12 protein-coding genes and 3 pseudogenes are annotated in these 12,419 nt (G+C 41.4%); 9 read left to right on the top strand and 6 right to left on the bottom strand.

The genetic code is table 11. From position 1 onward, the window contains the following. Positions 1-81: 81 nt before the first annotated feature. Positions 82-1,437 carry a PTS transporter subunit EIIC gene (locus PAV_RS04105; RefSeq protein ID WP_005543755.1) on the top strand — a complete coding sequence of 452 codons (1,356 nt, stop codon included), beginning with the start codon at positions 82-84 and terminating at the stop codon, positions 1,435-1,437. A 116-nt stretch (positions 1,438-1,553) separates the two neighbouring features. Here the strand turns inward: PAV_RS04105 and PAV_RS04100 are convergent, their stop codons facing one another. Beyond that, positions 1,554-2,063 carry a TetR/AcrR family transcriptional regulator gene (locus PAV_RS04100; RefSeq protein WP_206703589.1) on the bottom strand — a complete coding sequence of 170 codons (510 nt, stop codon included), beginning with the start codon at positions 2,061-2,063 and terminating at the stop codon, positions 1,554-1,556. A 221-nt stretch (positions 2,064-2,284) separates the two neighbouring features. On the opposite strand from PAV_RS04100, the gene PAV_RS04095 reads away from it, so the two are divergent. After that, positions 2,285-4,054 carry an oleate hydratase gene (locus PAV_RS04095; protein WP_005543753.1) on the top strand — a complete coding sequence of 590 codons (1,770 nt, stop codon included), beginning with the start codon at positions 2,285-2,287 and terminating at the stop codon, positions 4,052-4,054. A gap of 167 nt (positions 4,055-4,221) precedes the next feature. Here the strand turns inward: PAV_RS04095 and PAV_RS04090 are convergent, their stop codons facing one another. Next, entirely contained in the window at positions 4,222-4,773 is a 552-nt protein-coding gene (locus PAV_RS04090) for a helix-turn-helix domain-containing protein (protein WP_005543752.1), read from the bottom strand. 144 nt (positions 4,774-4,917) lie between these two features. On the opposite strand from PAV_RS04090, the gene PAV_RS04085 reads away from it, so the two are divergent. The 4 genes and pseudogenes from PAV_RS04085 (at position 4,918) to ribD (ending at position 7,908) form a co-directional block, all read left to right on the top strand. Next, on the top strand, positions 4,918-5,340 hold the full coding sequence (locus PAV_RS04085) for a DoxX family protein (protein ID WP_005543751.1): 423 nt from the start codon (positions 4,918-4,920) through the stop codon (positions 5,338-5,340). Next, positions 5,337-5,978: an alpha/beta hydrolase gene (locus PAV_RS04080; protein WP_005543750.1), complete on the top strand. Its 642-nt coding sequence runs from the start codon at positions 5,337-5,339 to the stop codon at positions 5,976-5,978. Before PAV_RS04085 ends, PAV_RS04080 begins: the two co-directional genes overlap by 4 nt. Positions 5,979-6,112: 134 nt before the next feature. Next, positions 6,113-6,818: pseudogene (locus tag PAV_RS04075) on the top strand (GTP cyclohydrolase II). Further along, a complete protein-coding gene (ribD, locus tag PAV_RS04070) occupies positions 6,811-7,908 on the top strand; it encodes a bifunctional diaminohydroxyphosphoribosylaminopyrimidine deaminase/5-amino-6-(5-phosphoribosylamino)uracil reductase RibD (protein WP_040735413.1) in 1,098 nt (365 codons plus the stop codon). The pseudogene PAV_RS04075 and the gene ribD overlap by 8 nt, the downstream one beginning before the upstream one ends. A 185-nt stretch (positions 7,909-8,093) precedes the next feature. On the opposite strand, the pseudogene PAV_RS37485 reads toward ribD, so the two are convergent. The 4 genes and pseudogenes from PAV_RS37485 to PAV_RS04060 all read right to left on the bottom strand — a co-directional run. Further along, a pseudogene (locus tag PAV_RS37485) lies at positions 8,094-8,236 on the bottom strand (IS30 family transposase); the annotation flags it as partial. A 383-nt stretch (positions 8,237-8,619) separates the two neighbouring features. Then, positions 8,620-8,925, bottom strand: a complete 306-nt coding sequence (locus PAV_RS04065; protein ID WP_005543745.1) for a hypothetical protein — start codon at positions 8,923-8,925, stop codon at positions 8,620-8,622. A gap of 170 nt (positions 8,926-9,095) precedes the next feature. Then, a pseudogene (locus PAV_RS35850) lies at positions 9,096-9,231 on the bottom strand (GNAT family N-acetyltransferase); the annotation flags it as partial. Positions 9,232-9,352: 121 nt separating this feature from the next. Beyond that, positions 9,353-9,571 (bottom strand): hypothetical protein, encoded by a 219-nt coding sequence (locus tag PAV_RS04060; protein WP_005543743.1) that lies wholly within the window; start codon positions 9,569-9,571, stop codon positions 9,353-9,355. A 307-nt stretch (positions 9,572-9,878) separates the two neighbouring features. On the opposite strand from PAV_RS04060, the gene PAV_RS04055 reads away from it, so the two are divergent. From PAV_RS04055 to PAV_RS04045, 3 genes are all read left to right on the top strand, one after another. After that, entirely contained in the window at positions 9,879-10,526 is a 648-nt protein-coding gene (locus PAV_RS04055) for a 2OG-Fe(II) oxygenase (protein WP_005543741.1), read from the top strand. A gap of 370 nt (positions 10,527-10,896) precedes the next feature. Further along, positions 10,897-11,769, top strand: coding sequence for a hypothetical protein (locus tag PAV_RS04050; protein ID WP_005543739.1), 873 nt, complete (start codon positions 10,897-10,899; stop codon positions 11,767-11,769). Continuing rightward, a complete protein-coding gene (locus tag PAV_RS04045) occupies positions 11,757-12,359 on the top strand; it encodes a CDP-glycerol glycerophosphotransferase family protein (RefSeq protein ID WP_040734945.1) in 603 nt (200 codons plus the stop codon). Before PAV_RS04050 ends, PAV_RS04045 begins: the two co-directional genes overlap by 13 nt. The last annotated feature ends 60 nt before the right edge of the window (positions 12,360-12,419 follow it).

The raw sequence follows: 12,419 nt of genomic DNA, 5'->3' as shown, positions 1-12,419 counted from the left end.
TAGAAAATGAATCAAATTGTATAGCGTTTAATTTGCTGCTAGACTCAAATTATCAAAGCAGTAGAAGGAGTTGATATAGAAATGAGTTACGAGAAAATTGCTAAAAACTTGATTGATCAAGTTGGAGGAATGGAGAATATTAGCAATTTATCCCAATGTGCAACTAGATTACGGTTTCAATTAGTAGATCAAAATAAAGTAAATGATGAGAAAATAAAAGGAACTGACTTAGTTCTAGGAACGGTTGTTGCAGGAGGGCAATATCAAGTAATAATCGGCAGTAAAGTAGCTGATGTATACAAAGAAATTATGAAACTAAAAGATAAAAACACCTCGGAAGAAATAGCGAACAATGTACAAAATGAGACGGGAACTAAAAAAGGTGTTCAAGGGATATTTGACATTATTTCAGGAAGTTTTTTGCCCTTATTGGGGGTGTTAGCTGGTTCTGGAATGCTAAAGGCAATTTTGAATTTATTACTAGAATTCAATCTGATCAACACAAATAATAGTACGTATATAGTATTATCTTCCATTTCGAATGCTGTTTTCTACTTCTTACCGATTCTACTAGGTTTCTCATTATCTAAACGCTTAGGTGTAAACGTATACATTGGTGCAGCAATTGGAGCATCTTTGTTAGAGCCAGGATTTATGGGGTTAATTGGAAATGGAAATGTAGACTTCTTAGGAATTAAATTAATAGCGATTGATTACGCTTCTAGTGTATTTCCAGTTTTCATAGCCATTGCTTTTTATGCAAAATTCGAGAAATTATTAATCAAATTTATACCAAAAATGTTACAGATGTTCATGGTTCCAATGATATCTCTTGTTGTCATTGTACCGTTAACTATGCTGATTTTCGGTCCTTTTGGCACTTTGGTTGGTGAAGCCATTGCTAATTTTGTTGTAATGTTGAGTGGTGTCAGTGGAATGTTGACGGGTGCTATCCTAGGTGGTTTTTATACCTTCTTAATTGTTATGGGGCTTCACTGGGGACTCGTACCGATTGTATTAGCTAACTTAGGCGCTGGCGGTGATCCATTATATGCAATGGGAGGAATGTGTGCATTTGCCCAAATGGGAATTGCGTTAGGTTTCTTGCTACGTTCAAAAAATAAAAAGCTGCAAACTCTAGCAGGTTCTTCTTTGATACCAGCCGTACTAAGCGGTGTAACAGAACCCATTATCTATGGTTTAATTGTTCCATATCGCAAAACTTTCATTTACATTATGATTGCAGGAGCAATAGGTGGTGGAATTAATGGGTTTTTCCAAGTCAAAATGGTATCTTATGCATTTGCAAGTTTCTTAGGAATCCCGGCATATAGTCCAATGTTAGTGTACTTGGTTTCTGCAATTATTACACTAGTGACTGCAGCCTTTTTCATAATCGTATTTGGATATGAAGGAAAGAAAGTAAAGACTTCATAAACACAATCAAGGTATTTCAGCCACAACCCCGACATGAAAGTCGGGGTTTGTTTTTTATCGTCGGTTTAAAGGGAACAACAAGCGAAACACCTGACATTCCATGATAAATAGGTGTGCTAATTTTTAAAACGCTCCACTGCATCCATAAAACGCCCATCCATCAATCGAATGATGTGGTTTACGATCGCCTCACAAGGTGTTTTCATCCCATCCTCAATCCAATCCAGAAGCGTTCCTGCAAAGGCATGACTGTAAAATTGAACGATGAACGTCTTGTCCTTTTCCGAAATCGCACGGGAATCCGAAACTTCATTGATGACATTGCTTAGAAGTTCAAATAAAACCTGATTTAAAAACATCTCCAAATGCTCTTTTCCAAGAGAACGACATGTGTTCATACAAAGCGCCTTGTTGCTTTCCACATATTCTAAAATGATTAATAGCCCCTGCTGCCAAGTCGCATAGGATTTGTTATTCTGAATAGCGCCAAGTGCCTCCGTTATATATATCCATCCCAGCAGGTCGTAAATATCCTGAAAATGATAGTAAAAGGTTTGGCGATTCAACTTGCAGGCTTCCACTAAGTCTTTAACCGTTATTTTATCTAAAGTCTTGGTGCCCAACATATCCTTCAATGCATCAGCCAATGCATGCTTGGTGTATGGATGTATAGGAAACCTCTCCTTAGGGTGCAATGTTTCTTACTATTTTACCATAATCTATAGATTTTTTAGACATATAGCACTTGAAGTTTAAATTTTAGACACAGGGCTTTACCTGTCTATTTTTATTCCATTCATACTCCTATAAAGTGGAGGTGTCAGGACCACTAAAGGAGGTTGTAAGGATGTATTATAGCAATGGTAACTATGAAGCTTTTGCCCGTCCAAAGAAACCACTCGGTGTTGATCAAAAATCCGCCTATCTGATCGGCTCTGGTCTTGCATCACTGTCCGCAGCCGCATTTCTCATACGGGATGGTCAGATGAAGGGGGAAAACATTCATATTCTTGAAGAACTCGATATTGCCGGAGGTGGATTAGACGGCATCTATGATGATGGTCGGGGGTTCATTATCCGCGGTGGCCGGGAAATGGAGAACCACTTCGAATGCCTCTGGGATCTATTCCGCTCTATTCCTTCACTTGAAACGGAGGGTGCATCGGTATTAGATGAATTTTACTGGCTCAACAAGGAGGATCCAAACTTCTCCTTGCAGCGTGCTATCCTCAATCGTGGTGAGGATGCACATACCGATGGCAAATTCACACTTACTCAAACCGCTTCGATGGAAATTATCAAGTTGTTCTTTACTCCAGAAGAAGCGCTTGAAGATATGAAAATTACAGATGTCTTCTCGGAAGATTTCTTCAACTCGAATTTCTGGCTTTACTGGCAGACGATGTTTGCGTTTGAGCCTTGGCACAGCGCCATGGAAATGCGCAGATATATCGCTAGATTCATTCATCATATCGGGGGATTGCCAGATTTCTCAGCGTTGAAATTTACAAAATACAATCAATACGAGTCTCTTGCACTGCCGCTTATGAAGTATTTGAAAGGCCATGGAGTTACCTTCCAATATGCAACGACCGTGACGAATGTAGAATTTGATATTACGGAGAACAAGAAAGTTGCTAACAAGCTGGTCTATGTTCAAAACGGACAAGAAAAACACATTGACCTGACTGAAAATGATCTGGTGTTCATCACCAATGGCAGCAATACCGAAAGCTCCACTTTAGGCGACAACAACACTCCTGCCATCATGAACACCTCCCTCGGAGGAAGCTGGGAGCTTTGGAAGAAGATCGCGGAACAAGATCCTGCCTTTGGCCGTCCAGACAAATTCTGCGGCAACATTGCGGAAAGCAACTGGGAGTCTGCCACCATTACAACGCTAGATGGCCGGATTCCGCCTTATATCGAAAAAATCTGCAAGCGCGATCCATTCAGCGGAAGGGTCGTTACCGGCGGTATCGTGACGGTAAAAGATTCAAAATGGCTGATGAGCTTTACCTTGAACCGGCAGCCTCACTTCAAATCGCAGCCAAAAGATCAGCTCGTCGTATGGGTATACAGCTTGTATTGCGACGTGCCAGGTGACTACATCAAGAAACCGATGAAGGACTGCACGGGTATCGAGATCACGGAAGAATGGCTCTACCACATGGGCGTACCAGAAGCAGAGATTCATGATCTTGCCGTAAACTCCGCAAACTGTGTCCCTTGCATGATGCCTTATGTTACATCTTACTTCATGCCAAGAGCTGCGGGAGATCGCCCGAATGTTGTTCCTGATGATTGTGTCAACGCTGCCTTTATCGGTAACTTCGCCGAAACACCGCGAGACACGGTATTCACCACAGAGTATTCGGTGCGTACCGCCATGGAAGCTGTGTACACGCTTCTTGACATTGACCGCGGCGTGCCAGAAGTATTTGGATCCGCTTATGATGTCCGTGTGTTGTTGGATTCCACAGCGAAAATGATGGACGGCAAGAAACTAACCGATATGGAGCTGCCTCCAGCAATCCAATTAGCAGCAGTGACGGGTGTGCAAAAAGTTTCTCACACCAGAATCATGCAACTGCTTAAAGAGTATAAGTTGATCTAAACGAAAACGATTAGATGTATAGCTATGAGGTTGTTGCACAATGGTGAGAGAATCAAATCGCCGTGCTTCAGCCTCATTTTTAATTAACAGTTAGCCTTTGTTCTTGAAGAGGAGTTCTGCCACTGACAAGACTCCTCGTTTTTATGTCCTACGAACATAGCTTATAGTTAGATGAGCTCCCGATTTTTGTCGTTCTCCGTATAGATGGATATTAGAACGATGGCAGTGTCATCACCGATGTTTTTCACCAAATGGGGTGTACATGCGTTCCAACTGAAGGAATCGCCTTTTTCAAATTCGGCCGCGTCTTCTCCCTGCTCCGCGTAGATTCTTCCCTTAATGACAACATGAACCTCCTCACCTTCATGCGCATGTGGAGCAATCCCCGTCGAAGCCCCTGGAGGAAACTCAACGACCATCATCCTTACGTTCTTCGTAGAGCTTAAGTGCTGCACTGTTAACTTATCAGAACCGCTTGTCGTAATGCTTCGCTCATCTTTACGAACAATATTCATCCGATCTTCTTTCTTTAACAGCAAGTAAGCTAAAGGTACTTTTAGTGCTTTTGCGATGTTTTCTAGAGTTGATATGGAAGGGGAAGTCTTATTAGTTTCCACTTGACTCATGAATCCTTGAGATAGACCGGTTTCTTCGCAGATTTGAGCAATAGTAATATTTTTTCGTTTTCGGATAGCACGTATTGTGGAGCCGATATCCATAGGACTGCACCTCTTCAATATTAGTGATAACAAATATAATTATATATTAGCAATTTTTTTGTTGACACGCTACTTGCTTTTGATTAGTATTACTAATATGAATTTTATTTCTTTATAACTAATATTATTTTGGGGGTGATTAGTGTGACGAAGACAGCTGCAGTAACAATTATTATGCGTGTAGTGATGGGAATCATATTTATGTTCCATGGTATCGCGAAATTCCAAATGGGCATGACTAATGTTGAGGCGTGGTTCAGTTCTATTGGTATTCCTGGATTTGCGGCTTATATCGTGGCGCTGCTTGAGCTTGTGGGCGGTATTATGCTGATAGCGGGATTGTTCACCCGTTATGTATCGGCGTTATTCGTAGTAATGCTTATGGGTGCAATACTGACTGCAAAACTCTCCGCCGGACTTCTTGGCAATGCTCAAATGGCTGGCTATGAGTTGGATCTTGGATTTATGATGATTTCTTTATACCTTGCAGTGGCCGACCGGTCGCCATTCTCGCTTGACCGCATGATTATGGCAGGAAAAGCGTCTCAAAAAGGGTGGTTCAAATGACTTCGTTTTACCAATATGACGTTCACCTGCCTGTCAATGTAGTACCGAATAAGAAATACCCGGTTATTTTTACGCTGCACGGTAAAGGTTCTAATGAAAGAAATATGTTTGGCTTGGTTGAACCTATAAGTGATGATTTCATTGTCATTGGGATTCGCGGTAATCTTCCGCTTGGTACAGGATATCAGTATTACGAACTGAAAAGTCTGGGTAATCCCATTCGAGAGATGTTTGATGAGGCGGTAAAACAGCTCGAAGCTTTCATTCAATATGCGATGGAAAAGTATCCGATCGATCCGAACAAATGTTACTTGCTCGGCTTCAGTCAAGGCGCCATTTTATCCATGACGCTTGCACTCACAATGGGCGATCAGCTAAGGGGAATCGTTGCGTTGAATGGATACATTCCTGACTTTGTAAAGACGGGATATTCGCTCCGAAGTCTGAGTAATGTATCGGTATTTGTCTCGCACGGTGAGTATGATTCCGTATTCCCGGTCAGGATCGTGCATGAAACGGCGACATATTTAAGGGAACACACGCAACGAATCACATTAAAGATATACCCGACCGACCATGGCGTTTCGGAAGAAAATCAACGTGATGTTCTGGATTGGCTTAGGCAGGATGCTGGTTAAACCATTAACAGGGAATGAAAAGTTGTTTCGTTCACAATAAGACATAAACATTGGTTAAAAGAGGAGTTGTGTTAATGCCTTCTGTTAAGGAGTTTGATCCCAAAGTCATTTCTCTTCTGCAAGAGAGAATTAAAATGATCAACACGGAAAACGGTGCCATTTATCTAGTCGGACCAATCAATCTTCCGATTAATTTGCGGGGGGAGACCGTTCAGTTTAAATGGTATTGCTGGTTGAATTGCAGCGAGGTAACGGATGATTTTGAGCATATTGTTGCCAAATTATCGAATGTGAATTTAGCTGAATATCAACAATCGAGCGTGCTGGTGCACGGAGACTTCGAGAATGCAGAACATGCCTTAATCCGGTTTCATTCCATTTGCCACACCGGGGATATTTTCGGCAGCAAACGCTGTGATTGCGGATATCAGCTAGAACAGTCATTGATGCATATTGCCGAGCATGGAACTGGCGCGCTATTTTACCTTGCCAACCACGAAGGCAGAGGGATTGGGCTTTTCAGTAAAGCGCTGGCTTATATCCTTCAGCAAAATGGTTACGATACCGTAGATGCCAATCTTAAACTTGGATTTGTTGACGATGCCCGTGACTATAGTGATGCGATACAAGTATTAAATGTCCTTCGGACCAAACCGGTTACACTGATAACCAATAACCCTAAAAAGATTGATGCGCTTCGAAACGCAGGCATGGCAGTGGAAGATCGCGTACAGCTTTGGGGAGATATATCGGAATATAATGAAAAATATTTAAAAACCCAAAATCGAGCGGTCGGGACATATAAACGAAGGGAATGGCTCCTGCAACAATGATGAATAACCATGAATTCTATATGCGGCTGGCCATACAGAATGCAAAGGCCATGAAGGGGCAGACTGATCCAAACCCGCTTGTAGGGTCTGTGATTGTCAACGAAAACCGCATCGTGGGCATCGGGGTTCATATGAAGGCAGGCGAACCCCATGCTGAAATCCATGCGATCCGCATGGCTGGAGAGCTTACGCGGGGAGCGACCATCTATGTGACGCTTGAGCCTTGTTCCCATTATGGCAGAACAGGGCCATGCGCAGTTGCCATTGTTGAAGCAGGCATTAAAAAAGTGGTGATCGCAGCACTTGACCCTAACCCGCTCGTTTCGGGCAGAGGGGTAGATATACTCCGGGAAGCAGGAATCGAAGTCATCACGGGAGTATGTGAAGAAGAATCTTTCCAAATAAATGAGGTTTTCAATAAATTCATTGTCCAGCATATTCCGTTTGTAACTTTAAAAACAGCTATCACGATGGATGGGAAAATCAATAGCTACTCTTCCGATAGCAAATGGATTACTTCAGAAGCGGCTCGGGAAGATGTCCACGTTCTTCGCAATCAGAATGCCGCGATCCTAGTTGGTGTTAATACGGTGCTTACAGATGACCCCGAGCTTACAACAAGGTTGCCTAACGGTAGGAATCCGATACGCGTGGTTTTGGATTCCTCTTTACGGTTACCTTTGAATGCTAAGGTGGTTATAGATGGAGAAGCTCCCACTTGGGTGTTCACAACAACTTCTCACGATATCGAGAAGAGGGCGGCATTAGAAAAGGCAGGCGTTAAAGTTTTTGTTACGGAACAGACGGGCAGGGTCAATCCAATCGAAGTTATTCAGCTTTTGGGTAGGGAGATGATTTCTTCCGTTTTGATAGAAGGCGGGGGTGAAATCAATGCAGCCTTTTTTGAGAATAAACTCATCGACAAATTCATTGTTTACATGGCTCCGAAGCTGATAGGTGGTCGGAATGCATCGTCCTTTCTCGGTGGGGCAGGGGTCGAAAAGATGAGTGGCGCTGTAGAGCTTCACAATGTCAGTGTGCAGCCATTAGGCAAAGATTTTAAATTTGTAGGTTACCCGGTATACAGGGGGGAATAATATGAAGTTTGGTTTTCGATATTGATGACACCTGCTTCACATTTTCTGGATTATATCATGGCATAAGTTGAGGGATATTCTGGGTAAGCTCCAAACTTCATGATACGGCCATTTGGCTTCATGATATCAAAGTACTGTTGGACGTAGCTGGCCCGATACTGTCCAGAAGGTTGTATAACAAGCAACTCCTTCCCGCGATCTATGATAGCGGTTCGAGAGGCGGCTTGAGGATACTGGTTTGCAATTATACCAAAGGCAATCAACGATCGGGCATTTTCAAAGCTAAGTAGTGCCGTGGTTTACGCTCAATATAAGTGGCTACACAGGCAGCAAAAACCAGCACCGATAAGGTACTGGTACTGGGCCGTTATTTTCCCCTCTAAAAACATGTAAATGATACAATGCTTCTTAGATCGACTCCAGTATACACCCATCTTCGACCGGTCCATCTAAAACCTGCAACGGATGTGCGTCCTACAAAGGTTGGGAAGAACCAGAATGAGTTCCCATTTCTTAGCCACACAAATGTGTTGCGGAATAAACAACCGGAAATAGCTCCAGGGTCGATGGCAAACGCTGTAGCAGCGGGTTGCGGTGGTGTGAATTGTGGAGGAGGGGAGGAGGGTGCCTGTTGTGTTCCTTGTGGCCCTTGAGGCGGTGTAAATGCCATAAGATTTCACTCCTTAATTAGAGGATTAGGCTTGATCAGGCCTATAATAATGAAATGGCGAGTAAATTGAACAGTACTAGGGGTAAAACGAAATCATTGTGGAAACCAGGAACAAAGCCGCGATTAGTTCCATGGTTTAGAAGTCTTAAGTATAAAATTCCCCTTTCACAGTGGATAAGTAACCCTTCAAAAACATCGCCATCCACTGTCTCCACTAGAACAAGTTTGTTCATATGGTTGTTACATATATTCCCTATGTGATCTTGAATGGATCTTAAGTTATGCATAGTAGTTGGATCCATTCGATACAGTGTTTGTTCTTGTTGCCCCTGTTGCTGCAAGCTCATGGTCGTGGCCTCCATTTTAGATTCAATCATTTTCTCCATCGTATGCAGAAGCCTATATAGGAGTGACATTTAACTATGACTACACCAGCATAAGAAGATTGTATAAAAATGATGAAATGAACATAGAGAAATAGCAGGCGCAAGTGAGAGGCTTGATTATAGGGAGGGGGATAAGATTCCTTGAACGTGTATCCCAGCTTTTTAGGACGGATTCAGCATTAGCGCATCCCAACCCGGGTATTTTTCTCTATCCAGGCAATCTAAAATCAGTGTAGGGGCAACAGTTGCTGCTAAGCCCTTCCTTCTGTCTTTTTTAAATCTAAATCGCTGTAAAACGTTTTTGAATGCCAAAAGGGGATATACATGTCATTTCTAATCATGTATATCCCCTTTGCACGAAGAACCGCTCAACTTGTTATGTATCAAATTAGAACAGCTTCTTGATCGAATCAAAAATGCCGCTGGCTTTATCTACGGTCAATTTCGCTTTTACACCCTCGATTAATGCATTGATCTGATCATTCGGGAGGTCAATTCCAATAACAGATTCAATTGCCGAAACAGGATCACTCATAAATTTAGATGAGAAGTCTGGATCGTTCTTGACTTTAGCAACGACTTCTTCAATTTTTGCTTTGATATCCATGTGCAATCCCTCCTTAGGAGTTGTACTAATTACATTCTTCGCTATTATACTAAAACTTATTCTTTAAGTAAAAAACGGGGGATTGAAATGGAATCCCCAAGAGCTGTATAGATCATAATGATATGACCCGTTCCACTCTTTATCATAAAGACAACGTAAACCACCAGAAGAAACAATAACAATGATAACGTTTGACTGAATGCTCGTGCCTTTCCTTCACATACTGCCTAAAAATCAGTAGAGGAAAATGACCATTTTATGGTATCTTATTTTGTGGTGGATGTCATTTTATGGAGGATACATAAGGATGATTGGGAACGCGACGGAGAAAGAACGTACCATTTTTGATCATGTCGGAAGCACGATTAAGACAGAAGATCGAGAAATTCGTATCCTTGCCAAGTATGAGGAGCCTTTGATTGTCATATTAGGAAATGTCCTTAGTAATGAGGAATGCGACGAATTGATTGAGCACTCTAAGGAGCGATTGCAGCGTTCTAAAATTGGAGAAGAGCGTTCAGTCAATCAAATTAGAACGAGCAGTGGGGTATTCTGTGAGGAAAATGAGACGGTTGCAAAGATCGAGAAACGGATCTCTCAAATCATGAATATTCCGATCGAGCACGGTGATGGCTTGCAGGTGCTGTTGTATGCCCCTGGCCAGGAGTATAAGCCTCATTTTGATTTCTTCGCTGACACGAGTCGAGCAAGTGCGAACAATCGAATTAGTACGCTCGTTATGTATTTGAATGATGTGGAGGAAGGCGGAGAAACGACATTCCCCATGCTTAATTTATCCGTGTTCCCTAGCAAGGGCATGGCCGTCTACTTCGAATATTTTTACAGTAATCATGAATTAAACGAACGAACCCTGCATGCAGGCGCACCGGTGAGAAAAGGAGAAAAGTGGGTTGCAACGATGTGGATGAGAAGACAAACCTTTCGCGTCTCATAGTTGTTGACTGTTTACGTAACGAAGTCAGAGCTTTTTTATACCAACACAAGTTCAGAAAAACGCATGAAAAACCGACTGCATGAGGTCGGTTTTTTGCTTTTGCGAAAGTGGAAATTAAAGGTGATTCCTGTAAGCGGCTCAAGTGTTTTAACTATTAATCTTTTCTTTTATTATGACGATAGAATATATACAGAATATATTGTCCAAAAATGTCGATATCCTTGAAAATCATTGATCTTATTGTGATCCCAATTCACAAATATACTAATTAATTACAATGGAGAAATGGCTATCGTGTCCAAAAGGTTTTGAGACAAAAAAACTTGAACGGAATCGAAATACAAACTGCACTGAGCATTGGAGAGAAGTCATGAGATTAAATCAAAAGCGCCAGATTATGGATTTTATTGCTACGATCGAAGAAGGCATTGATTACGCAAGTCATACTAATGATGATAGAACGAGCGTTATATTGCAAGATAGCAACGATGGATTACAATTTTTGCTGAAGTTAATGAATGGGGAGGAAGAAGTTATCGGGCTTCTTCATCAAGCTATTCAAGCAGTCCAATCCTTAATGGCAGGAATGAAAGAAGAACACAAATATTCGTTACATATTAATAAATTGAAGCACTTAATGGTTGATGTGAAAACCTTAATTATAAATAACGTAAAGACAGACATAGAAATCGCGTTCATGCCGTACAAAGCTTCGATGTGGGATGCACTAGAAAGTATATATAGAGAGGCCAATCAAGATCCGAACTGCACATGTTACGTCGTTCCAATTCCGTATTATGAAAAAAATGCACAGGGAGAAATCATAAAGTTTTGTTATGAGGGAAATGACTTCCCGAAAGATGTAACTACCATACCGTTCGAACTGTATGATTTTGAGAATAGAAGACCGGATATTATTTACATTCATAACCCTTTCGATAACTATAATATACTTACAATGGTCAACAGTCGATTCTTTTCTGGTAATCTTGCGCAATATACGGAGATGTTAGTATATGTCCCTTATTACCTGGCCGGAAGTACGGCTACTCCTGAAATTAGCGTATTCCCATCTTATATGAATGCAGCAAAAATTATTGTTCAATCTAAAAACTCACTTCATTCTTTTATAGCTAATGGAATTGATGCTCACAAGTTATTAGATTTAGGATCCCCAAAACTCGATGCCATGTTTGAGGCGATAAAGGAACCTAAAGAAATACCGTTTTATTGGAAAAAATAATTGGCGATAAAAAGGCCTTTTTGTTAAACACGGGAATAGCCGATCTGTTATCCATTGATTCTTGGTTTGAGCAAGTTGAGCAAGTCCTAAATTATTTTATGGATCATGAGCAGTTTGCCGTTATTTGGCGCCCGCATCCACTTACAGAGATTACAATTAAAACAATGCGCCCGCAGCTATTAGAATCTTTTGAAATACTGGAAAACAAGCTGAAACAAGCTGCTAACGTTATTGTTGATAACAGCAGCGATATTTATCCGGCTGTGGCTGCTTCTGACGGTATCATTAGTGATTATAGTTCCGTTATGCTGCAATGCATTGTAACTGAAAAACCTATTTTGGGGTTATTGGACAGTGAAATGATAGCAACGGATCGGTATTATCATGCGGACTATTCAGGATGTTATTTTGTAAATCAAGATGTTACTGTGCCTCAGTTTGTTGAAATGGTAGAACGCGGGGAAGATTACAAGAGAGAGGAACGCGTTTCTAGATTTAAAAAGAGCGTAAGTAATGCGGATGGCACGTGCGGGCAAAAGATTCATCAGAGCATCAAAAACGAACTTATGCAGCAAGTCCTGAATATTTGATGCAGAAAGGTGATAATACATGTATTACGTAAATCCTAACATAAAGAATTTATATAGAAC

Origin of the sequence: Paenibacillus alvei DSM 29 (assembly GCF_000293805.1) — a bacterium.
Taxonomy (GTDB): domain Bacteria; phylum Bacillota; class Bacilli; order Paenibacillales; family Paenibacillaceae; genus Paenibacillus_B; species Paenibacillus_B alvei.
This window is presented reverse-complemented; position numbering and strand designations above follow the sequence as displayed.